The following is a 22,835-nucleotide window of genomic DNA, read 5'->3' on the forward strand; positions in this document are numbered from 1 at the left end:
TCTCCGGGGTTCAGTCAATCAGCGGGGCGAACCCGGTTTTTCCTCATCGATGCCAGGACCAGAACGGCGGCGCACGCTCGGCTTGCCGCCGCGCGCAGGCGTCTGAACCTGAGCACGCGGCGCCGCGACGGGAACAGCCGTCTTGGTCTTGCCTTTCGCCGTCTTGATGATTTCGTCGACGGGCGAATCGTCACCGCGTTGGGCGGCGAGATACGCGGCCGCCGCAGCTTCGGTGTTGCCGCCTTCCGGGCGCCACACCTGACCGATAGCCAGCGACTTCAGCTTCTTCTTGCCGCCGTACCACAGGTTCACGAGGCCGCGCGAGAAGAACACCGCCGAGAACATCGAGGTCAGAATGCCGATACAGTGCACGACCGCGAAGCCGCGTACCGGACCCGAGCCGAACGCGAGCAGCGCGAGACCGGCGATCAGCGTGGTGACATTCGAGTCGAGAATGGTCGCCCAGGCGTGCTTGAAACCTTCCTGTATCGCCGTTTGCGGCGGCGCGCCGTTACGCAGTTCTTCGCGGATACGTTCGTTGATCAGCACGTTCGCGTCGATCGCCATGCCGAGCGCAAGCGCAATAGCCGCGATACCCGGCAAGGTCAGCGTGGCCTGCAGCATGGAGAGGATCGCGACGAGCAGCAGCAGGTTGACCGACAGCGACAACATGGAGATCAGGCCGAACAGCATGTAGTACACGATCATGAAGATGGCGATCGCGGCGAAACCGTACTGCACCGAATCGAAGCCCTTCTTGATGTTGTCGGCGCCAAGGCTCGGCCCGACCGTGCGCTCCTCGATGATGTCCATTGGCGCTGCGAGCGAACCGGCGCGCAAGAGCAGCGCGAGATCCGTGGCGGCTTGCGGCGTCGGCTGGCCGGTAATCTGGAAGCGGTCGCCGAGTTCGGACTGGATGGTCGCGACCGTCAGCACTTCGCCCTTGCCCTTTTCGAACAGAACCATGGCCATCGGCTTGCCGATGTTGTCGCGCGACACGCTCGACACCGCGCGGCCGCCGGCCGAGTCGAGGCGAAGATTCACGGACGGACGCTGATGATCGTCGAAGCCCGTGGACGCGTCGATGATGCGGTCGCCCGTGAAGATGATCTGCTTGCGCAGGAACACGGTGCGGTCGCCTTGCTTGAACGCTTCGTCGCCCGGCGGCACCGGGTCGGTCGCGTTTCCGTAGGTGTTCACGGGATCGGCGAGACGTGCTTCGAGCGTCGCCGTGCGGCCGATGATGTCCTTTGCCTTCGCCGTGTCCTGCACGCCCGGCAGCTCGACGACGATCCGGTCCGAACCCTGCTGCTGAATCACGGGCTCGGCCACGCCGAGTTCGTTGACGCGGTTATGCAGCGTCGTGATGTTCTGCTTGAGCGCGCCGTCTTCCACCGTGCGCTGCGTGCCCGGCGTGAAGGTGCCGACCACCTGGTAGCCGTCGCCGCCCTGACGCGTGGTCCATTGCAATTCTGCGACGCCCGTCGTGAGCAACGTGCGCGCGTTGTCGGCCGCGGCCGCATCGGCGAAATTCACCACCACCGATTGCCCCACGCGATTCACGCCGCCATCGCGGATATTGCGGTCGCGCAGGTAAGTGCGCGCGTCGGCGGCGTCGGAATCGAGCTTCTTGTTGAGCGCGCCGGCCATGTCCACTTGCAGCAGGAAGTGCACGCCGCCGCGCAAGTCGAGACCGAGGTACATCGGCAATGCATGCAGCGCGGAGAGCCAGCGCGGCGATGCGCTCTGCAGGTTCAGCGCGACGATGTACTGCGGGTCGGTCGGGTCGCTGTTCAGCGCCTTCGTGATGATGTCTTTCGCATGCAACTGCGTGTCCGTGTCTTTCAGACGCACACGAATGTTCGCACTCGCCGACGAGTTGTCGAACGTGACTTCGTCGGACTGGATCTTTGCCGCGGCGAGCGCGCTCTCGACAGTCGAAAGCGTGGCGGAGTCGAGCTTCACGGTTGCCTTGCCGCTCGATACCTGCACGGCAGGCGCTTCGCCGAAGAAATTGGGAAGCGTGTAGACGAGACCGATGACGAGCGCCACCAGCATCACGACATACTTCCAGAGGGGATAACGATTCATGGGGATGGCCGAACGGAAAGTTGGCTGCGGGGGAGGGGGCGTCCGGCGTCATGCGCTGCGAACCGCATGGGAAGACCCGGTGGCTCGGTGGCGAGGCCGCGCCGGACGCGAAGGAACGTGGCCTTACAGCGCTTTGATGGTGCCCTTCGGGAGAATGGTCGTGACGGCAGCCTTCTGCACGGTGATTTCCGTGCCTTCGGCGATTTCCACGCCAACGTAAGCTTCCGACACCTTCGTGACCTTCCCGACGATGCCGCCGTTCGTGACGACTTCATCGCCCTTGGCCATGGCCGACAGCATGTTGCGATGCTCTTTCTGACGCTTCATCTGCGGACGGATCATGATGAAGTACAACACGGCGAACATCAGGATCAGCGGCAGGAAGCTCATCAGGCTCGATTCCGCGCTGCTGGCGGTGCCTTGTGCAAAGGCATTGGAAATGAACGACACGTTGGTCTCTCCGTTAATACGTTCAGAATTGCGTTCGAAATGACGTTCGCAAATGCGTTTGAAAACCTGGGCCAGAAATTAGCCCGATATTCTACCACTCGCAGCGCCCCTCAAATGGCTGGAATGCGCTTTGGCATCAAGCCGTTACCGCGACTTTCGAGAGTCCGTTGCGAGCGACGGAAAGGCGATTGTAATGCTTGTCCGGGCGATATCCGTCCCGCCTTAGTCGACGCCGCGCGCCCGATTCTCCGCGAACGTCTTGCGAAATGCCTCGAACGTGTGTGTTTCGATCGATTGGCGCACTTCGCCGATAAGTTCCAGGTAGTAATGCAAGTTGTGAATGGTGTTCAGCTGCGCGCCTAGAATTTCCCCGACGCGATGCAGATGGTGCAGATAAGCGCGCGTGAAATTGCGGCACGTATAACAACCGCAGCTTTCGTCGAGCGGCTTTTGCGAGTTCTTGTGCGTCGCGTTCTTGATTTTGAGGTCGCCGAAGCGCGTGAAGAGCCAGCCGTTGCGTGCGTTGCGCGTGGGCATCACGCAATCGAACATGTCGACGCCTGCGGCCACGCCCGCGACCAGATCTTCCGGCGTGCCGACGCCCATCAAATAATGCGGCTTGTCGGCGGGCAGCTTCGGACCGATGTGATCGAGCACGCGCATCATGTCCTCCTTCGGCTCGCCGACCGAAAGGCCGCCTATGGCGAGCCCATGGAAGCCGATTTCCGAGAGACCCGCGAGCGACTCGTCGCGCAAGTCCTCGAACATGCCGCCCTGCACGATGCCGAACAGCGCGTTCGGATTGCCGAGCCCGTTGAACTCGTCGATGGAGCGCTTCGCCCAGCGCATGGACATGCGCATGGAGTCGGCGGCTTCCTTGTGCGTCGTCGGTACGCCGTTCGTGGCGTAAGGCGTGCACTCGTCGAACTGCATGACGATGTCTGAATTCAGCACCTTCTGAATCTGCATCGACACTTCGGGCGAGAGAAAGAGTTTGTCGCCATTGATCGGCGAAGCGAACGTCACGCCTTCTTCCGTGATCTTGCGCAGTTCGCCCAGCGAAAACACCTGAAAGCCGCCCGAGTCCGTGAGAATGGGACGGTTCCATCCCATGAACCTGTGCAGCCCGCCATGCGCGCCGATGGTCTCGAGACCCGGACGCAGCCAAAGATGAAACGTATTGCCGAGGATGATCTGCGCGCGAATCTCTTCGAGTTCGCGCGGCTGGATTGCCTTGACGGTGCCGTAGGTGCCGACCGGCATGAAGATCGGCGTTTCGACGACGCCGTGATTCAGCGTCAGACGGCCGCGACGCGCCTGTCCGTCGGTGGCGAGCAGTTCGAACTTGAGGCCGTTGTCGGGCGGAGTGTGATTCTCGGTCATTGTGGTTCCTGGGCCGCCGGGGAGCGCAGAGATTGTCGCCATGGTAAGCGCTGTCGCTGGCCATGGAAGTCAAGCCGTCAGCTTCGGTCGATACGTCCGGCGCGTAGATGGTTAAGTTTGGGAATGGCGAGTCAAAAGCATGGCATCGCCATAACTGAAGAAGCGGTATTTCTCGTCGATGGCGTGCTGGTAAGCCGCGCGGATCGCGTCCATGCCGGCGAAGGCGGACACGAGCATCAGGAGCGTCGACTTCGGCAAATGGAAATTGGTGACGAGCCGGTCGACCACGCGGAAGGTGTAACCCGGCGTGATGAAGATATCCGTCTCGGCGCTCGTTGCGGCAAGCGGGCGGCCGGCTTCGGCGGCGTCGCGGGCGGCGGCTTCCAGCGCGCGCATGGACGTCGTGCCCACGGCGATCACGCGATTGCCGCGCGCCTTCACCGCCGCGATTTTATCGACGAGCGACTGCGGCAACTCGTACCACTCGCTGTGCATCTTGTGCTCGGCGATATTGTCCACGCGTACCGGCTGAAACGTGCCCGCGCCGACGTGCAGCGTGAGCGTGGCGCGTTCGACTCCACGCGCGTCGAGCCGGGCGAAGAGGGCATCGTCGAAATGGAGGCCCGCTGTCGGCGCCGCTACCGCGCCGGGATTCGCTGCGTAGACGGTCTGATAACGCGTTTCGTCGTAGGCGTCGGGGTCGTGCTCGATATACGGCGGAAGCGGCAAGCGCCCGTATTGCTCGATGAGCGTCAGGCATTCGGCCGGAAAATGCAGCGTATAGAACGGTTCGACGCGCTCACCGACGGTGACATCGAATGCATCGGCGAGGCGAATGGTCGTGCCCGGCCCGGGACTCTTGCTCGCGCGAATCTGCGCAAGCGCGGTGGTTGCGCCCGTCAGACGCTCTACCAGCACTTCCACGCGTCCGCCACTGGCCTTCTGGCCGAGGAAGCGCGCCTTGAGTACTTTGGTATCGTTGAAGACGAGCAGATCGCCGGCGTCGAGCCGGTTCGGCAGATCGGAGAAACGCCGGTCGATGAGCGTGGCCGGCGAAACGCGATTATCCACTTCGAGCAGACGGCTCGCGCTGCGCTCGGTGAGCGCACTCTGCGCGATCAGCTCGGGCGGCAGATTAAAATTGAAATCGGAAAGCGTGAACATGGCGTTTGATAGTTGCCCGATGTTGCCTGAGGGCGGCACAGGCGCGCCGACCAAAACCCCATATTGTACTTGCGAAGAGAGCAGATGCCCTTGTCCGACCGCCGCGTGACTTCTCCCGACGAAGCGTTTCCGAGCGCCGAAGACAGCGGCGCGCGTGTCGAAGGGAAGGCCGCGCGCACGCGGAAGAAAGCGCCGAAGCCGGTCATGGCGGGCACGATCCAGCCGGAAGGCGAGGTGCGGGCGTCCGCGCTCGACGACGGTGATTCGCAGCCGACTGCTTCGGCGGCGAAGGCTCAAGACGCGGGTTTCGACAGCGCCGCCGAAACCTTCGAGGAGCCGAGCGTGGCGGACGCGCAGTCCACTCGCGCCGCCCAACCCGCGTCGGCCGCGAAAACTGGGAACGCGGGTCTGACCAGCGCCGGCAAAACCGCGCCCAAGCTCGTCAAACCCGCCGACAAGCTCGCCAAGCTCGGCTTGAAGACCGACATCGACCTCGTCTTGCATCTGCCGATGCGCTATGAAGACGAAACGTCGCTCACGCCAATCGCCGAACTCATTCCCGGCGACATCGCGCAGTCGGAAGGCGTCGTGTTCGATAACGAGATTGCGTATCGGCCGAAGCGGCAATTGCTCGTGAAGATTCGCGACGATGCCGGCGACGACCTGACGCTGCGCTTTCTCAACTTCTACGGTTCGCAAGTCAAGCAGATGTCCGTCGGCGTGCGCCTGCGCGTGCGCGGCGACGTGCGCGGCGGCTTTTTCGGCTTGGAGATGGTGCACCCGGTCGTGCGCCCCGTCGATGACGACACGCCGCTGCCGCAAGCGCTCACGCCCGTCTATCCGGCGACCGCGGGCGTCTCGCAGGCGTATCTGCGCAAGGCGATCGACAGCGCGCTCTCTCGCGTGTTTCTGCCGGAGTTGCTGCCCGAGCCGATCGCGCGCGCGCATCTCGCCCCGCTCAACGTGCCCGGCCTGCTCGACGCGGTGCGCACGCTGCATCATCCGCGCGCGGATTCCGACGAAACCGCGCTCATCGACGGCACGCATCCGGCGTGGACGCGCATCAAGTTCGAGGAACTGCTCGCGCAGCAGTTGTCGCTCAAGCGCGCGTACGCCGAACGCCGCACTCGCGCCGCGCCTGCCATGCCGCGCCGTGCCGCCGGCGATACCGCCTCGCTCGTCGTGCGTCTACTGAAAGCGCTGCCGTTTTCGCTGACCGGCGCGCAGCAGCGCGTCAGCGCGGAAATCGCGCACGAACTGACGCTCGCGCATCCGATGCAACGTCTTTTGCAGGGCGATGTCGGCAGCGGCAAGACCATCGTCGCGGCGCTCGCGGCGGCGCAGGCCATCGACGCCGGTTATCAGGCCGCGCTCATGGCGCCGACCGAAATTCTCGCGGAACAGCACGCGCGCAAGCTGCGCGGCTGGCTCGAACCGCTTGGCGTGTCGGTCGCGTGGCTCGCCGGCAGTCTCAAAGCCCGGGACAAACGCAGCGCAAGCGAGGCCGCCGCGCTCGGCACCGCGCACCTCGTCATCGGCACGCACGCGATCATTCAGGACTCGGTCGAGTTCGCGCGTTTGGGCCTCGTGATCGTGGATGAGCAGCATCGCTTCGGTGTCGCGCAGCGGCTTGCGCTGCGAGCGAAGGCGCAGAAAGCATCGAACGGGGCGAAAGACTTCCAGCCGCATCAGCTGATGATGTCCGCGACGCCGATTCCCCGAACGCTCGCCATGACCTATTACGCCGATCTCGATGTCTCGACCATCGACGAATTGCCGCCTGGCCGCACGCCGATTCTCACGAGAATCGTCTCCGACAGCCGCCGCGACGAGATCATCGGCCGCGTGCGCGAGGCGGCGCTGACTGGCCGGCAAGTTTATTGGGTGTGTCCGTTGATCGAGGAAAGCGAGACGCTGCAGTTGCAAACCGCCGTCGAGACTTACGAAACGCTCGTCGCGGCGCTGCCCGAACTGCGCGTCGGGCTGGTTCACGGTCGGCTTGCGCCCGCTGAAAAGGCGGCGGTCATGGACGCCTTCTCGCGTAACGAAGTGCAATTGCTGGTCGCGACGACGGTGATCGAAGTGGGCGTGGACGTGCCGAATGCATCGCTGATGGTGATCGAGCATGCGGAGCGTTTCGGGCTCGCGCAGCTGCATCAGTTGCGTGGACGCGTGGGGCGCGGCAGCGCCGCTTCCGTGTGCGTGCTGATGTACGCGAATCCGCTCTCGCAAACCGCGCGCTCCCGGTTGCAAACGATGCGCGAAACGACCGATGGCTTCGAGATCGCCCGCCGCGATCTTGAAATTCGCGGTCCCGGCGAGTTTCTCGGCGCGCGCCAGTCCGGTGAGGCGATGCTGCGTTTTGCCAGCCTCGAAAACGACGGCTGGCTGATCGAACCCGCGCGCGCGGCCGCGGATCGCATGCTCGAAGCGTTCCCAGACGCCGTTACGCGCCATCTCACCCGCTGGCTGGGCGTGCGCGAACAGTATCTAAAAGCGTGATGGGTGAACTTGAGCGGGCGTCGTCGGTCCCTATTTGCTAAATACACAGCCGCGTTTGCAATAGCCGCGAGAGTTGTCGAATTGCGCTTGGCGGGTGTATAAGATAAACCTATCGAATCAATGTATTCCATTGGCCTCCAATGACGCTCACTGAACTGAAGTACATCGTCGCGGTTGCGCGCGAGCGGCACTTTGGCCGCGCCGCCGAAGCGTGCTTCGTCAGCCAGCCGACGCTGTCGGTGGCAATCAAGAAGCTCGAAGACGAACTCAACGTGCAGATCTTCGAGCGCGGCACGAGCGAAGTCAGCGTGACGCCCATCGGCGAACAGATCGTCACGCAGGCGCAGCGCGTGCTCGAACAGACGCTCGCCATCAAGGAAATCGCCAAACAGGGCAAGGACCCGCTTGTCGGACCGCTGCGCCTAGGCGTCATTTATACGATCGGGCCGTATCTGCTGCCGACGCTCGTCAAGCAGATGATCAAGGCGGTGCCGCAGATGCCGCTAATGCTCCAGGAAAACTACACGCTCAAGCTGATCGAACTGCTGAAGCAGGGTGAGATCGATGTGGCGATCATGGCGCTGCCATTTCCCGAAACGGGCCTCATGGTGCGCGCGCTGTACGACGAGCCGTTCGTCGTTGCCATGCCTTCGGGTCATGCGTGGGAAAACCGCGCGAAGATCGATCCGGACGATTTGAAGCAGGAAACCATGCTGCTGCTCGGCAGCGGCCATTGCTTCCGCGATCACGTTCTCGGCGTGTGTCCGGAGCTGATGCGCTTCTCGCAGAACGCGGACGGCATTCAAAAGACCTTCGAAGGCTCGTCGCTGGAAACCATCCGGCATATGGTGGCAAGCGGCGTCGGCATCACGGTCCTGCCGCGTATGTCGGTGCATGAAGTGAAGCCGCACGCGGCGGGCATCGATTCCGGCCTGCTTAGTTACGTCGCGTTCGATGACCCCGTCCCGGACCGGCGCGTCGTGCTGGCGTGGCGCAAGAGCTTCACGCGCGTGCCTGCCATCGACGCGATCAGTGATGCCATCGCTGCCTGCGATTTGCCTGGCGTGAGAAAGCTGGACATACCAGTGGCGGTGAACTGAGTTCGCCGCAAGTTTCACGTTTCATTGCAAAGCCGTGCCTTCATCGAAGTCACGGCTTTTTTATTTGGGTGGCGCCCCCAGCTATCGAATAGATAAATTCAATCAAATTTTTGTTTTCGATAGTTTTCTATAAGATTCCTCCATCGACAGCGCTTGGCCACTCCGGCCAAGCCCACGGAGGAACGTCATGCACCGCCGCGCCGCCATCGCCAAATCATGGAACGAACTGCGCCACGTCGCCGTGCGCGTTCTAGCGGACTTCGCCCGCGTCGCCTGAATCTCGGCGAACCGTCGCATCACTCATCTCAAGCCAACGCAAAAACAGGAGTATCACGATGACCAACGAACGCCTCACGACTGCCGCTGGCGCACCCGTCGGCGACAATCAGAATTCGCAAACCGCCGGTCCGCGCGGTCCCGTGACCTTGCAGGATTTTTGGTTGATCGAAAAACTCGCGCATTTCGACCGCGAAGTGATTCCCGAGCGCCGCGTGCATGCAAAGGGTTCGGGCGCCTTCGGTACGTTCCGCGTCACGCACGACATCTCACGCTATACGAAAGCCAAGATTTTCTCGGAGATCGGCAAGGAAACGCCGATTTTCATGCGCTTCTCGACGGTGGCAGGCGAACGCGGCGCCGCCGATGCCGAACGCGACGTGCGCGGCTTCTCCATCAAGTTCTACACCGAGGAAGGCAACTGGGACGTGGTCGGCAACAACACGCCGGTGTTCTTCATCCGCGATCCGCTGAAATTTCCCGACTTCATCCACACGCAGAAGCGCGACCCATACACGAACACGCGCAGCAATGTCGCCGCTTGGGATTTCTGGTCGCGTCATCCGGAATCGCTGCATCAAGTGACGATTCTCATGAGCGATCGCGGTATTCCGAAGAATTATCGGCAGATGCATGGCTTCGGCTCGCACACGTTCTCGTTCGTCAACGCCGATAACGAGCGCTTCTACGTGAAGTTTCATTTCAAGTCGCAGCAGCCGCTCGAAAACTACACGGATGCCGAAGCCGGCGCCGTGATCGCGAACGATCGGGAAAGTGCGCAGCGCGATCTGGTCGACAACATCGATCGTGGCGAGTTTCCGCGCTGGAATTTCCGCATTCAGGTGATGAGCGAGGAGGAAGCGGCGCGCTATCGCATCAATCCGTTCGATGTCACCAAGGTGTGGCCGCACAAGGACCATCCGCTGATCGATGTCGGCGTGATCGAATTGAACCGCAATGCGCAGAACTATTTCGCGGAAGTCGAGCAGGCCGCGTTCACGCCCGCCAACGTGGTGCCGGGCATCGGCTTCTCGCCGGACCGCTTGCTGCAAGGGCGTCTCTTCTCTTATGGCGACACGCAGCGCTATCGGCTCGGCATCAATCATCATCAGATTCCGGTGAATGCGCCGCGCGTGCCGGTGGCGAATGCATTTCATCGCGATGGCGGAATGCGCGTCGACGGCAATCTCGGATCGCGCGTCAATTACGAGCCGAATCGCTTTGGCGAATTCGCGCAGGACGCAAGCGTGAACGAGCCGCCGCTCGCGGCGGGGACGGTGTATCGCTTCGATCACCGTGAGGACGACGACTACTACAGCCAGGCAGGCGCGCTTTTCCGTCTCTTCGACGAAGCGCAGCGCGAGCGGTTCTTCGGCAATATCGCGCGGCATATCTTCGGCGTACCGGATGAGATCGTCGCGCGTCAGATCGAACACTTCCGCCGCGCGGACCCGGCTTATGCGGCAGGCGTGATAGATGCTCTTATCAAGCTCGGACAGAAAGTAACCGTGAAGCAGGACGAGGAAGATACGGCGGCCGCGTGATCGGCCAGGGAGAAACGACCATGAATCAGGCATTCAACACCATCGAGCAGGCCATGAAACATATCGAAGCCACTAGCCGCAAAGTGCGCGTGACGCTTGCGTTTGGCGCCGTCGCGATGGGTTACGGGCTCGTCGTTGCCAGTGCATTGCATGGCGCGGGCGCGGGCGTTTTTGCCTGAGGCAGGACGTCTATCGACACGAAGACAGGCCGCTCTGTCAGCACCACGCGGCGGCCTGTCTTCCATGCATGCAAAGCCGCGCCATATAAAAAAGTGACCTTGTTTCTACGATAAACTAGCGGACGGTCTGTAGCTTCGCGCCTCGCTTGAGCAATAGGCGCACTCAACGTTCGAATCACACTTTCACGGAGTCAATATGGCGAACAAAGACGCTGCACCTCCCGTCAACATCGGCATCAACGACGAGGATCGCAAGAAGATCGCCGACGGGCTGTCCCGTCTGCTGGCCGACACGTACACGCTATACCTGAAGACGCATAATTTTCACTGGAACGTCACGGGGCCGATGTTCAACACGCTCCATCTGATGTTCGAGACGCAATACAACGAACTCGCACTCGCCGTGGATGCCATCGCCGAACGTATTCGCGCGCTGGGCGTGCATGCACCGGGCAGCTACAAAGACTTCGCGCGGCTGTCGACCATTCCGGAAGCGGATGGCGTGCCCTCGGCCGAAGAGATGATTCGCCAGTTGGTACAAGGTCAGGAAGCGGTGGTGCGCACGGCGCGCGAAATCTTCCCCGCGACGGACGCCGCCAACGACGAGCCGACCGCCGACTTGCTCACGCAGCGCATGCAGACGCATGAGAAGACCGCGTGGATGTTGCGCGCCATGCTGGCCTGACGTCTCGGCTTCAAACGCTTGGAAAGCTTCAAACGCTTCGATGAAAACCCCGTGCGCGGGGTTTTTTTGTGGGCGCAATGCGCGGGCTTGCGCCAGCACGCTGGTCTAAAATAGGCCATCGAACTTTCGCTGCCTTGCCATGCTCGCCCGCCTTCCGCTGTATATGCGCCTCGTGCGCCTGGATAAACCCATCGGCAGCCTGCTGCTGTTGTGGCCGACGCTCAACGCATTGTGGATCGCGTCCAACGGGCATCCTTCGCCAATGCTGCTCGTCATCTTCGTGATCGGCACCATTCTCATGCGCTCGGCGGGCTGCGCCATCAACGACTACGCCGACCGCGATTTCGACCGCTACGTGAAGCGTACGGCCGAGCGTCCGATCACGTCGGGCAAGATCAAGGCATGGGAAGCGGTGGCGCTCGCGGCGGCTTTATCGCTCCTTGCGTTTTTGCTGATACTGCCGCTCAACACACTCACGAAAGAACTGTCGGTGTTCGCGCTGTTCGTCGCGGGCAGCTATCCCTTCACCAAGCGATTCTTCGCCATACCGCAGGCGTATCTCGGCATTGCGTTCGGCTTCGGCATTCCCATGGCGTTTGCCGCCGTGCAGAATCACGTGCCCGCGCTCGCGTGGATCATGCTCGCGGCCAACGTGTTCTGGTCGGTGGCCTACGACACCGAATACGCCATGGTCGATCGCGACGACGACATCAAGATAGGCATCCGTACATCGGCGCTCACTTTCGGGCGATACGACGTGTTCGCCGTCATGCTTTGCTATGCCGTAACGCTCGCCATCTATGTGGGCATAGGCGTGGCGCTTGGCTTTGGCTGGGCGTACTGGCTTGGCTGGCTTGCCGCCGCGGCATGCGCCGTCTATCACTACGCGCTGATTCGCGAGCGCGACCGCATGGGATGTTTCGCTGCGTTCAAACATAACAACTGGCTCGGCGGCATGTTGTTCGTGGGAATTGCGCTGCATTACGCGCTGGCTTGATGCGCCGTTAATCTTGCCGACGCATCTTTATGACAGTTTTCGGGCCATCGACTGATTGCGCGAAGCCGTCCAATGGCTAGACTCTTGCGGATTTACTTACACGCTTAAAACCGCATGAGTCACATCGAGCGCCCCATCGCCTTCATTCTGGCCGCGTCAAACCATGGCACGCTGATCGTCAATCGCAACGACTTCAACGCCGTGCAGAACGCCGTATCGAACTACACCTACGGCGTCGGGCATCAGATCCTCAGCAAGTCCAGCTTCGATCCGCAAGAAGTGCAGTTCGTGCTCTCTCTTCTCGCGCTGCGTCGTCGTTATTTCGGTGACGGCGTATTCGCCATAGACGGCGGCGCGAATATCGGCGTGCATTCCGTGGAATGGGCGCGTCACATGAACGGCTGGGGACGGGTGCTGAGTTTCGAGGCGCAGGAGATCATCTACTACGCGCTGGCCGGCAATCTCGCGCTCAACAACTGCCTCAATGCGCGGGCCAGGCTGGCTGCATTGGGTGAGTCCGTGGGCGAGATCGGCATTCCGCAACCGGATTACTTCTCTTCGGCGAGCTTCGGCAGTCTGGAGATCAGGCCGCGTGAGCACACCGAGTTCATCGGCCAGGCTATCTCTTACGATGCCGCCGCAAGCACGACGGTGCCGATGATCAGTATCGACTCCCTGTAGCTCGAACGCGTCGATCTTCTGAAGATCGACGTCGAAGGCATGGAAATGGATGTGTTGAGAGGCGCGCGCGAGACCTTGCTTCGATGCAAGCCTGCGCTTTTGGTCGAATGGATCAAGGGCAGCGAGAACGATATTCGCGACTATCTGAGAGGCGTTGGCTACGAGACGTTTTATTCGGTCGAACCGAATGTGCTTGCCATCGCCAAGGGTGATCCGCTGCATGCTCATTTGAACGAGCGCGATGGCGTGCTCAATATCGGTTGAGCGAGCTCGCGCGGCGGCGGTGAGCGCGAGCGAATCCTTCAATGCGCGGGTGCGAAGCCCGCGCACCTCGAAAGATTTACGTGTTGCCGTGCCGCCAGTTCCTTTTGTGCGCATGCGAGTTGCCAGCGCACCGCGCACGATTCACGTTTTCACAAGCCGCCCAACTCGTCACCCATCTCCTTCGCGCGCGCCTGCGCCGCGAGCGCGCCACGCACGATGGCGTCCTTCACACCTTCAGCCTCGAACGATGCCAGCGCCGCCGCCGTCGTGCCGCCTTTCGATGTCACCCGTTCGCGCAGCACGCTCGCCGCTTCGCCCGATTGCGCGGCAAGCTGTGCCGCGCCGGTGAAGGTCGCCACCGCGAGTTCGCGGCCCTGGGCTTCGTCAAGGCCGAGTGCGCGCGCGGCTTCCTGCATCGCTTCGATGAAGTAGAACACGTAGGCCGGACCGCTGCCGGAAATAGCGGTGACGGCATCGAGTTTCGCTTCGTCGTCGAACCAGACGGAGGAGCCCACCGCTTCCAGAACTTGCGATGCCAGCGCCTTCGCGTCGTCGCTCACGCCCGGCAGCGCGGCGAGTCCGGTCACGCCCATGCCGATCAGCGCGGGCGTATTCGGCATGGTCCGCACGATCTGCGTATAGCCGTTCAGCCAGCGCGACAGATCCATCGCGCGAATGCCCGCCGCGATGCTGATGATGGTTTGCTTCGACAGATGCGGCGCGAGCGATTCGGCCACGCTCTTGAGCACTTGCGGCTTCACGGCCAGCAGGATCGCGTCGTAAGCCGCGAGTTTCTCGTCGATGGCCGCGCCCGTCGCAATGCCGAACTGCTTCGCGGTGCGTTCGCGCGCTTCGTCGTTGATATCGACGGCATAGATATCCGCCGGCGCGACGCCGCGCTTGACCAGACCGCCGATGAGCGCGGCAGCCATGTTGCCACCGCCGATGAATGCAATTTTCATGGTGAAGTAGTCGAGAGTGAAATCAATGCGAATAGTCGCGCGCGCCGAAGATCGCGGTGCCAATGCGCACCATGGTCGCGCCTTCGAGCACGGCGGCTTCGAGGTCGGCGGACATGCCCATGGAAAGCGTGTCGAGATCGAGACCGTCTGCGCGCAGCTTGTTCATGAGTTCGCGAAGGCGCGCGTGCGGCTCGCGTTGCGCGTCGAGTGTGTCGGCGGCTTCGGGAACGGCCATCAGGCCACGCAAGCGCAGGGCGGGGAGCGCCGCGACCGCATGCGCGAGCGCGGCGGCTTCTGCCGGTTCCACGCCGCTCTTCGAAGCCTCGCCGCTCACGTTGACCTGCACGCAGACATTGAGCGCGGGCGTGCCTTCGGGCCGTTGCGCGGACAGACGCTCGGCAATCTTCAGCCGGTCGATGGAATGCACCCAGTCGAACTGCTCGGCGACGAGCTTGGTCTTGTTCGATTGCAGCGGCCCGATGAAGTGCCACTCGATGTCGCTGCGTAGGTCGGCGAGCGAGGCAATCTTCGCGATGCCTTCCTGCACGTAGTTTTCGCCGAACGCGCGCTGGCCGGCAATGAACGCGGCGCGCACGTCTTCGGCGGGAAAGGTCTTGGAGACGGCGAGAAGCTGCACGAACGCGGCGTCGCGCGAGGCGTCCGCCGCGGCCTTCGCAATACGCTGCCGGACTTCTTCGAGATGTTGAGCGATAGACATGCTGGCCGCCTGAAAAGCAATCCAGCCATTATACGAAGCGCTCAACCGTAAAGCAGATGCTCGAGCAACTGAATCCAGTGCGCGACGGGCGTGGACGTGCCGCTTTGCAGATGCGCGATACACCCGACATTCGCCGACACGATCATCTGCGGCTCGGTCTTTTCCAGCCGGTCGAGCTTTTGATTACGCAGCGTGTATGAGAGCTTTGGCTGTAGCACCGAATACGTGCCCGCCGATCCGCAGCAGAGATGGCTATCCGCGGGCAAACGCACTTCGAGCCCGAGCGCGGTCAGCAGATGCTCGACGCGTCCGCGAATCTGCTGCCCGTGCTGCAAGGTACACGGCGGATGGTAGGCGACCGTATGCACGCTGCGGCGTCTTGCCAGCGCGATGAGTTCTTCCTCGTACATCGGCAGGATTTCGGCGAGGTCGCGCGTAAGCTCGACGATGCGCGCTGCCTTGTCCGCGTAGACCGGATCGTCGCGCAAAAGGTGCGCGTATTCCTTCACCGTCGCGCCGCAACCCGATGCGTTCATCACGATTGCCTCGACGCCGTTCTCCACAAACGGCCACCATGCGTCGATGTTGTTGCGCACGTCGTCGAGCGCTTCGTCGTTGTAGCCGAGATGCAGGCGGATCGCGCCGCAGCAGCCCGCATCCGGCGCGGTGACGATCTCGATGCCGAGCGCGTCGAATACGCGTGCGGTCGCCGTGTTGACGTTGGGCATCATGGCCGGTTGCACGCAGCCGGAAAGCATCAGCATCTTGCGCTCGTGTTTGCGCGTGGGCGCGGCGAGCGGCTTCTCCGGGACGGGAATCTTCGCGCGCAGATTGCGTGGCAGGATGCCGCGAAACTGCTGGCCGAGTTTCATCGCCGGCGTGAAGAGCGTGCTGTTCGGCAGAAAGCTCGCCAGCAAGCGCCGCTGCAAACGCTGGCGCATGGGGCGCTCGACTTTCTCTTCGACCACCTTGCGGCCGATCTCCACGAGCCGTCCGTACTGCACGCCCGACGGACACGTGCTCTCGCAATTGCGGCAGGTGAGGCAGCGATCCAGATGCAGTTGCGTGCTGCGCGTGACCGGCGCGCCTTCGAACATCTGCTTCATCAAATAGATGCGCCCGCGCGGTCCGTCGAGTTCGTCGCCGAGAATTTGATAGGTCGGGCAAGTCGCCGTGCAAAAGCCGCAATGGACGCATTTGCGCAGGATGGCGTCGGCTTCGTCGCCATCGGCCGTGCCGCGGATGAAATCGGCGAGATTGGTTTGCATCGAGGCGCCTAGAAATCGGGGTACAGCCGGGCGCGATTGAACACGCGCGCCGGATCGAACGCCGCCTTCAGCCCGCGATGGATTTTCATCAGCGGCGCGGGCAACGGCGTGAACACGCCTGCATTGCGGTCATACGCGGAACCGGCGCGGAAGATGGTCGCGTGCCCGCCTGCTTGTTTCGCGCTGATACGCACGGTCTGCGGGTCGGTGTCCGTGATCCACCAGCGCTGCGCACCGCCCCATTCCATGAGTTGCGCGCCCGGCAAATGCAGCGGCTCCGCAATGGACGGCAACGCGAGCCGCCAAAGCGCCGAGCGCGGCTGAATGACCGCGAAGAACGGATCGGTCTGCTCGCGCATGCCGATCCAGAAACGGTCGGCTTCGACGGCGTCGACCACCTCGCCGCCGAGCGTGTTGCGCGCGGATTTAACAGCAGCTTCCGCGCCCGCGAGACGTAGCGCGAGCGTGCCGTCGCGCCACGCGCTGCCGGTGATCGGCAAGGGATGACCGCCCCATTCGTTGAGCTTGCGCACGCCGTCCGTTGCATGCATGTCGAATTTGAGCGTGGCTTCGGCGACGGGGCGGGGCAGCACCTTGATCGACAGTTGCAGCATGAGGCCGAGCGTGCCGAGCGAGCCCGCGAGCAAGCGCGCGACGTCATAGCCCGCCACGTTTTTCACCACTTGGCCGCCGAAGTGCAGCACTTTTCCGTGCCCGTTCATCACCACCGCGCCGAGCACGAAATCGCGCGGCGCGCCGGTCCATGCGCGACGCGGGCCGGCAAGTCCCGCCGCGATGCAGCCGCCGAAGGTCGCGTTGCGGCCGAAGTGCGGCGGCTCGAAGGGCAGCATCTGCCCGTGCTCCCTGAGCGCTGCTTCGATTTCCGCGAGCGGCGTGCCGCTCTTCGCGGTGATCACGAGTTCCGCCGGATCGTATTCGACGATGCCGCGATGCGCGCGCGTGTCGAGAATCTCCCCTTGGAGCGTCTGTCCGTACCAGTCCTTCGTCCCGCCGCCGCGAATGCGCAGCGGCGTGCCGGTCTCGGTGGCGTGCGCGATCCGCTCCGACCAGCCGGCGACGATGTCGTCCTGTTCCATGGGTGTCCCGCTTGATTGATGCTTCTTCTATTCCGTCTCGTCCGGTCGATTGTACCGGGCGCTTAACGCAGCCACAGTCGGACAAACGTGGATAGCGGGATCGCGCACTCGTCAAAAGCGCGGAATCTCCGGGTGCGGCAAAAGCCCGCCGCGAATGTGCATCTTCCCGTATTCGGCGCAGCGCGCGCGCGTGGGAATGCCCTTGTCGGGATTGAGCAGGCCGGGCGGATCGAACGCGCGCTTGACCGCGTGAAAGGCGTCGCGTTCCTCGGGCGAGAACTGCACGCACATCGAATTGATCTTCTCGATGCCCACGCCGTGTTCGCCCGTCACCGTGCCGCCCAGTTCCACGCAGGTTTCGAGGATATCGCTGCCGAACGCCTCCGCGCGATGCCATTCGTCGAGATCGTTGCCATTGAAGAGAATGAGCGGGTGCATGTTGCCGTCGCCCGCATGGAACACGTTGATGCAGCGAAGCGCGTACTTCTGTTCCATCTCTTCGATCCGCTTGAGCAGCGGCCCGATGGAGCGGCGCGGCACCGTGCCGTCCATGCAGTAATAGTCGGGCGACATGCGGCCGGCGGCGGGAAAGGCGTTCTTGCGGCCCGACCAGAACTTGAGCCGCTCGCTTTCCGTGCGCGAAATCTGGATGCGCGATGCGCCGAACTCGCGCAGCACCGCCGTCATGCGGACGATTTCCTCGGCGACTTCGTCGTGCGTGCCATCGGATTCGCACAGCAGGATGGCGGCGGCGTCCAGGTCGTAGCCAGCGTTGACGAATTGCTCGACGGCGCGCGTCGCGGGCTTGTCCATCATTTCGAGGCCGGCCGGGATGATGCCTGCCGCGATGATCGCCGCGACCGCGTTACCGCCTTTGACCACGTCGTCGAAACTCGCCATGATGACTTGCGCTGTCTGCGGCTTCGGGATCAGCTTGACGGTGATCTCGGTGACGATGGCAAACATGCCTTCGCTGCCGATCAGCACGGCGAGCAGATCGAGGCCGGGCGCGTCGGGTCCGAGCGAGCCGAATTCGACGGCATCGCCGTCCATGGTGACGGCGCGCACGCGCAGCACGTTATGCACGGTAAGGCCGTATTTCAGGCAATGCACGCCGCCCGAATTTTCGGAGACGTTGCCGCCGATAGTGCACGCGATCTGCGACGATGGATCCGGCGCGTAGTAGAGCCCGTAAGGGGCGGCGGCCTCCGATATGGCGAGATTGCGCACGCCCGGCTGAACCGTCGCGGTGCGCGCGTACGGATCGACTTCGATGATCTTGCGAAAGCGCGCAAGCGACAACACGATGCCATGACGGATCGGCATCGCGCCGCCCGAGAGCCCCGTGCCCGCGCCGCGCGGCACGATCGGCACGTCGAGGCGCGCGCAAATCTGCACGACGCGCTGCACCTGCGCTTCGGTTTCCGGCAATGCGACCGCAAGCGGCAGACGGCGATACGCCGCGAGACCGTCGCATTCGTATGGCGCCGTGTCTTCCTCGCGAAACAGGAGGCAATGCGTGGGCAGCACGGCCATCAGCGCCTGCACGACATCGCGCTGACGCGCCGCGAGTTGTTCCTCGGAGAACCGCGGCGCGTCCGCGTGCGGCAGATTCGGCGAAGTGTCGGTCACGAGTGCGGTCTTGAGCTCGTCGGGTGCGTTCATGTCTCCTCCGGGCGCTCGGCGGCGCTTCGTTCGGTTTGATCGACGCAGATGCTCTTCGTCGACGAATGATTCGGATACCGCGGTCCATCTTGCCCGCTTGCGGCGACAGCGTCCATTGCCGTCGCCGTGTGCGCAAAATGAAGCGCAAACCGCGCGATTACTGCTCGAACGCGAAGATCTTGCCCGGATTCATGAGGTTTTTCGGGTCGAGCGCGTGTTTGATCGAGCGCATCACGGCGATCGCGTCCTCGCCGTGCTCCTCGATCATGAAGCCCATCTTGTGCAAGCCGACGCCGTGTTCGCCCGTGCAGGTGCCGCCGACCATCAGCGCGCGTTCGACGATGCGGTGATTCAGCCGTTCGGCTTCCGCTAGTTCCTCGGGCTTGGCCGGATCGAGCAGCATGGCGACGTGGAAGTTGCCGTCGCCGACATGGCCGACGATTGGGCAGGGAAGCGGCGAATCCACCAGGTCTTTTTCCGTTTCCTCGACGCATTCCGCGAGACGCGAGATCGGCACGCAGACATCCGTGGTGACGGCGCGGCAGCCGGGTTTCAGTTGCAGCATCGCAAAGTAGGCGTTGTGGCGCGCGTTCCAAAGACGACTGCGGTCTTCGGGACGGGTCGCCCATTCGAAACCGGTGCCGGCGTTCTCGGCGGCGATGTCCTGCACCGTTTGCGCTTGCTCCTTGACGCCGGCTTCCGTGCCGTGAAATTCGAAGAACAGCGTCGGCGATTCGGCGAGCGTCAGATTCGAATGACGATTGATTGCGCGCACGGCGAGCGAATCGACGAATTCGACGCGCGCAATCGGCACGCCCATCTGAATGGTTTCGATGACGGCGCGTACCGCATCGCCCATCGACGGGAAAGCGCAGATGGCGGCGGAAATGGCTTCGGGCTGCGGATAAAGCCGCACGGTGATTTCGGTGATGACACCGAGTGTGCCTTCCGAGCCGACGAAAAGACGCGTCAGGTCGTATCCCGCCGACGATTTGCGCGCGCGCGTGCCGGTTTTGATGACTCGGCCATCGGCGGTAACCACCGTGAGGCCGAGCACGTTTTCGCGCATCGTGCCGTAGCGCACGGCGTTGGTGCCGGAAGCGCGCGTTGCCGACATGCCGCCGATGCTCGCGTCCGCGCCGGGATCGATCGGGAAGAAGAGGCCGGTGTCTTTCAGCGCTTCGTTCAGTTGCTTGCGCGAAATGCCGGGTTCGACGGTGACCGTGAGGTCTTCGGCGTTGATCGAGATGACGTTTTTCATCTCCGACAAGTCGATGGAAACGCCGCCTTGCACTGCCAGCAGATGCCCTTCGAGCGACGAGCCGTTGCCGTAAGGGATGATCGGCGTGTCGTGTTCGGCGCAAAGTCTGACGATGGTCTGCACGTCATCTGTGCTGCGCGCGAAGACGACGGCGTCGGGCAGTTGCGGGTCGAACGGGGATTCGTCGCGGCCGTGGTGCTCGCGCACCGCTTGGGCGGTGGAGACGCGCTCGGCGAATCTTGAGCGCAGCGCATCGAGCAGGGCGGCGGGGAACGGGCGGCGGAAGGCGGTTCGTGCGGCTTCGGCGGGGTGGTTCACGGTGTCTCCGGGGCAGCTTGGGCGCTGCGATTGTTCGGTCGATTTTCGCGGCGGATTCGTCGCGCGTTGCTTATTCGTGTCACTAAACGCATCAGGCGACGGATCGAGCACGTTGCGTTTTGCGCGCCGGTGCTTAATCGTCGCGCTCGTTGGGCTGCTGCGCTCGGCGTGGTCGAGTGCTTGCTTCACGATTTCCATCTCATTTTACGCCGATGAGATGGAGGGCGGCAGGCGGGTAAAACCGTGGGACCGCGTGCCTATAATGGGTCGGAGTTTCGGCGCGGTTCAAAGCGTGAACGCGCGTTTCGAGCGATGAATCAACGAGCAAGGAGAAAACGATGGGCAACCGTCTGAGCAAGATCGCCACCCGTACCGGCGATGATGGCACCACGGGGCTCGGCGACGGCCGTCGCGTTTCCAAGGACGATGCGCGAATTGCCGCAATTGGCGATGTCGATGAATTGAATTCGACTTTGGGCGTATTGCTATGCGAACCGCTGCCAACGGACGTGCGCGATGCGTTGACGACGATTCAGCACGATCTCTTCGATTTAGGCGGCGAGTTATCGATTCCCGGGCATTCGATGATAGAGGAATCGCATTTGGCGCAGCTCGATGACTGGCTCGCGGAATACAACGGGACGTTGCCGCCGTTGGCTGAATTCATTCTGCCGGGCGGATCGAGAGCGGCGGCAGTGGCGCATGTGGCGCGGACGGTTTGCCGAAGAGCGGAGCGGTCGATCGTGGCGCTGGGGAAAATCGATAAAGCCGGAGTAAATGAAGCGCCGAGGCGGTATGTCAATCGGCTGTCGGATTTGCTTTTTGTACTGGCGCGGGCTTTGAATCGCGCGGATGGCCAGAACGATGTCTTATGGAAGCATCAGCGCAACGCGGCAACTGATTAACCGTGAACGAATAGACAGCGGCCGCTGAGTTAGCGGCCGCTGTCTATATCTTAATTACCACCGCCTCGCGCAATGCGCCGCTGTTTAACCGACGCTGCCAATCCTTCGAGTACAGTCACGCTCTCATCCCAGCCGATACAAGCATCCGTCACGCTTTGTCCGTAAGTCAGCTCGCATCCTGGCTTGAGGTCTTGCCGGCCGCCAACCAGATGCGATTCAATCATCACGCCGATAATTCGCTCATCGCCGGAAGCGAGTTGCTTGCCAATATCCTCGCAAACCGGAATCTGATTCTCGTGTTTCTTCGAGCTATTCGCGTGACTGGCATCGATCATCAAGCGCGCCGCTAATCCCGCCTTGCCGATATCGCTGCAAGCCGCATCGACACTAGCGGCATCGAAATTCGGCGATTTACCTCCACGTAAAATGATATGGCAATCCTCGTTGCCGGCGGTTGAAACGATCGCCGAATGTCCGCCCTTCGTGACCGACAGGAAATGATGCGGCTGCGAAGCGGCCTTGATAGCATCGACGGCAATCTTGACGTTTCCATCCGTGCCATTTTTAAAGCCCACCGGACAAGACAATCCCGATGCAAGCTCACGGTGAACCTGAGATTCGGTAGTCCGCGCCCCAATCGCGCCCCACGAAATCAGGTCCGCGATGTACTGCGGACTAATCATATCCAGATACTCGGTGCCGGCCGGCAAACCAAGCTCGTTGATATGCATGAGCAATTCCCGCGCAGCCCGCAATCCATCATTGATCTTGAAGCTGTTATCCATATACGGATCGTTGATCAGCCCTTTCCAGCCCACCGTGGTACGCGGCTTTTCGAAGTACACGCGCATCACGATTTCCAATTCGCCCGCGAAGCGCTTACGCTGCTCGATCAGTCGTCCCGCATATTCCATCGCCGCCTTGGGATCGTGAATGGAGCACGGTCCGACGATCACGATCAAGCGATCATCCATTCCGTGCAGTATGCGATGCATCGACTTGCGCGCGTTGTAGATCAGTTCCGACACGGGTTCGGCGCAAGGGAATTCGCGGATTAGATGCGCGGGAGGCGTCAGTTCTTTCAGCTCACGAATGCGGACATCGTCGGTATTGTGCGGGGGCATTTCTTTTCTCCTGCGTCTCTTTCAATCAAAACCAACGTGTGAAGGGCGAAAAAAAAACCGCCAGACTCGCTGGCGGTTTTTCGGGAATTTGGTTTTGCGTACTTACCGTACTTGCAACGACCCCTCTCCATCCGCCAGCGGCTTGAGATGCCAAAAGAAATAAAAATAAAACTTGGCGGTCATGGCTTAAGAGAGAAAAGT

Annotated in this window: 18 protein-coding genes and 1 pseudogene; 8 read left to right on the forward strand and 11 right to left on the reverse strand. The window is 62.2% G+C overall.

What is annotated here, in order from left to right; all coding sequences use genetic code 11:
* Nucleotides 1-18: 18 nt before the first annotated feature.
* The 4 genes from secD to queA form a co-directional block, all read right to left on the reverse strand.
* Nucleotides 19-2,091 (reverse strand): protein translocase subunit SecD, encoded by a 2,073-nt coding sequence (secD, locus tag NCR40_RS01655; protein ID WP_244827016.1) that lies wholly within the window; start codon nt 2,089-2,091, stop codon nt 19-21.
* Between the two features lie 123 nt (nt 2,092-2,214).
* Complete coding sequence (gene yajC / locus NCR40_RS01660) at nt 2,215-2,541, reverse strand: preprotein translocase subunit YajC (RefSeq protein WP_244827017.1); 327 nt, start codon at nt 2,539-2,541, stop codon at nt 2,215-2,217.
* 222 nt (nt 2,542-2,763) lie between these two features.
* Nucleotides 2,764-3,924, reverse strand: coding sequence for a tRNA guanosine(34) transglycosylase Tgt (gene tgt / locus NCR40_RS01665; protein ID WP_250508564.1), 1,161 nt, complete (start codon nt 3,922-3,924; stop codon nt 2,764-2,766).
* A gap of 111 nt (nt 3,925-4,035) precedes the next feature.
* Complete coding sequence (gene queA, locus NCR40_RS01670) at nt 4,036-5,088, reverse strand: tRNA preQ1(34) S-adenosylmethionine ribosyltransferase-isomerase QueA (RefSeq protein ID WP_250508565.1); 1,053 nt, start codon at nt 5,086-5,088, stop codon at nt 4,036-4,038.
* Nucleotides 5,089-5,172: 84 nt separating this feature from the next.
* On the opposite strand from queA, the gene recG reads away from it, so the two are divergent.
* From recG to NCR40_RS31255, 7 genes and pseudogenes are all read left to right on the forward strand, one after another.
* Entirely contained in the window at nt 5,173-7,590 is a 2,418-nt protein-coding gene (gene recG, locus NCR40_RS01675; protein WP_250508566.1) for an ATP-dependent DNA helicase RecG, read from the forward strand.
* A 140-nt stretch (nt 7,591-7,730) separates the two neighbouring features.
* Nucleotides 7,731-8,690 carry a hydrogen peroxide-inducible genes activator gene (locus NCR40_RS01680; protein ID WP_244827021.1) on the forward strand — a complete coding sequence of 320 codons (960 nt, stop codon included), beginning with the start codon at nt 7,731-7,733 and terminating at the stop codon, nt 8,688-8,690.
* A 335-nt stretch (nt 8,691-9,025) separates the two neighbouring features.
* Nucleotides 9,026-10,510, forward strand: a complete 1,485-nt coding sequence (locus NCR40_RS01685) for a catalase (RefSeq protein WP_250508567.1) — start codon at nt 9,026-9,028, stop codon at nt 10,508-10,510.
* Between the two features lie 20 nt (nt 10,511-10,530).
* The gene (locus tag NCR40_RS01690; RefSeq protein ID WP_244827023.1) at nt 10,531-10,689 is read left to right on the forward strand and encodes a hypothetical protein; all 159 of its coding nucleotides are present in this window, start codon (nt 10,531-10,533) and stop codon (nt 10,687-10,689) included.
* Between the two features lie 196 nt (nt 10,690-10,885).
* Nucleotides 10,886-11,374 (forward strand): Dps family protein, encoded by a 489-nt coding sequence (locus tag NCR40_RS01695; protein ID WP_244827024.1) that lies wholly within the window; start codon nt 10,886-10,888, stop codon nt 11,372-11,374.
* Between the two features lie 139 nt (nt 11,375-11,513).
* On the forward strand, nt 11,514-12,371 hold the full coding sequence (gene ubiA, locus NCR40_RS01700; RefSeq protein ID WP_244827025.1) for a 4-hydroxybenzoate octaprenyltransferase: 858 nt from the start codon (nt 11,514-11,516) through the stop codon (nt 12,369-12,371).
* A 114-nt stretch (nt 12,372-12,485) separates the two neighbouring features.
* Nucleotides 12,486-13,316: pseudogene (locus tag NCR40_RS31255) on the forward strand (FkbM family methyltransferase).
* A 149-nt stretch (nt 13,317-13,465) separates the two neighbouring features.
* Here the strand turns inward: NCR40_RS31255 and proC are convergent.
* The 6 genes from proC to NCR40_RS01740 all read right to left on the reverse strand — a co-directional run bounded on the left by proC (nt 13,466) and on the right by NCR40_RS01740 (nt 20,605).
* The gene (gene proC / locus NCR40_RS01715) at nt 13,466-14,278 is read right to left on the reverse strand and encodes a pyrroline-5-carboxylate reductase (RefSeq protein WP_250508568.1); all 813 of its coding nucleotides are present in this window, start codon (nt 14,276-14,278) and stop codon (nt 13,466-13,468) included.
* A gap of 22 nt (nt 14,279-14,300) precedes the next feature.
* Nucleotides 14,301-14,996 (reverse strand): YggS family pyridoxal phosphate-dependent enzyme, encoded by a 696-nt coding sequence (locus NCR40_RS01720; protein ID WP_250508569.1) that lies wholly within the window; start codon nt 14,994-14,996, stop codon nt 14,301-14,303.
* A gap of 41 nt (nt 14,997-15,037) precedes the next feature.
* Nucleotides 15,038-16,264: a glycolate oxidase subunit GlcF gene (gene glcF / locus NCR40_RS01725; protein WP_250508570.1), complete on the reverse strand. Its 1,227-nt coding sequence runs from the start codon at nt 16,262-16,264 to the stop codon at nt 15,038-15,040.
* Between the two features lie 8 nt (nt 16,265-16,272).
* Nucleotides 16,273-17,361: a glycolate oxidase subunit GlcE gene (gene glcE, locus NCR40_RS01730; RefSeq protein ID WP_244827030.1), complete on the reverse strand. Its 1,089-nt coding sequence runs from the start codon at nt 17,359-17,361 to the stop codon at nt 16,273-16,275.
* 111 nt (nt 17,362-17,472) lie between these two features.
* Nucleotides 17,473-19,026 (reverse strand): FAD-linked oxidase C-terminal domain-containing protein, encoded by a 1,554-nt coding sequence (locus NCR40_RS01735; RefSeq protein ID WP_244827031.1) that lies wholly within the window; start codon nt 19,024-19,026, stop codon nt 17,473-17,475.
* A gap of 157 nt (nt 19,027-19,183) precedes the next feature.
* The gene (locus NCR40_RS01740) at nt 19,184-20,605 is read right to left on the reverse strand and encodes an FAD-binding oxidoreductase (protein WP_250508571.1); all 1,422 of its coding nucleotides are present in this window, start codon (nt 20,603-20,605) and stop codon (nt 19,184-19,186) included.
* Nucleotides 20,606-20,943: 338 nt separating this feature from the next.
* Between NCR40_RS01740 and NCR40_RS01745 the strand changes: the two genes are divergently transcribed.
* Nucleotides 20,944-21,510 carry a cob(I)yrinic acid a,c-diamide adenosyltransferase gene (locus NCR40_RS01745; protein ID WP_250508572.1) on the forward strand — a complete coding sequence of 189 codons (567 nt, stop codon included), beginning with the start codon at nt 20,944-20,946 and terminating at the stop codon, nt 21,508-21,510.
* Nucleotides 21,511-21,560: 50 nt separating this feature from the next.
* Here the strand turns inward: NCR40_RS01745 and aroG are convergent, their stop codons facing one another.
* On the reverse strand, nt 21,561-22,634 hold the full coding sequence (aroG, locus tag NCR40_RS01750) for a 3-deoxy-7-phosphoheptulonate synthase AroG (protein WP_250463084.1): 1,074 nt from the start codon (nt 22,632-22,634) through the stop codon (nt 21,561-21,563).
* Nucleotides 22,635-22,835: the final 201 nt, after the last annotated feature.

The organism is Caballeronia sp. GACF4 (genome assembly GCF_023631025.1).
In the GTDB taxonomy this organism is placed as follows: Bacteria; Pseudomonadota; Gammaproteobacteria; order Burkholderiales; family Burkholderiaceae; genus Caballeronia.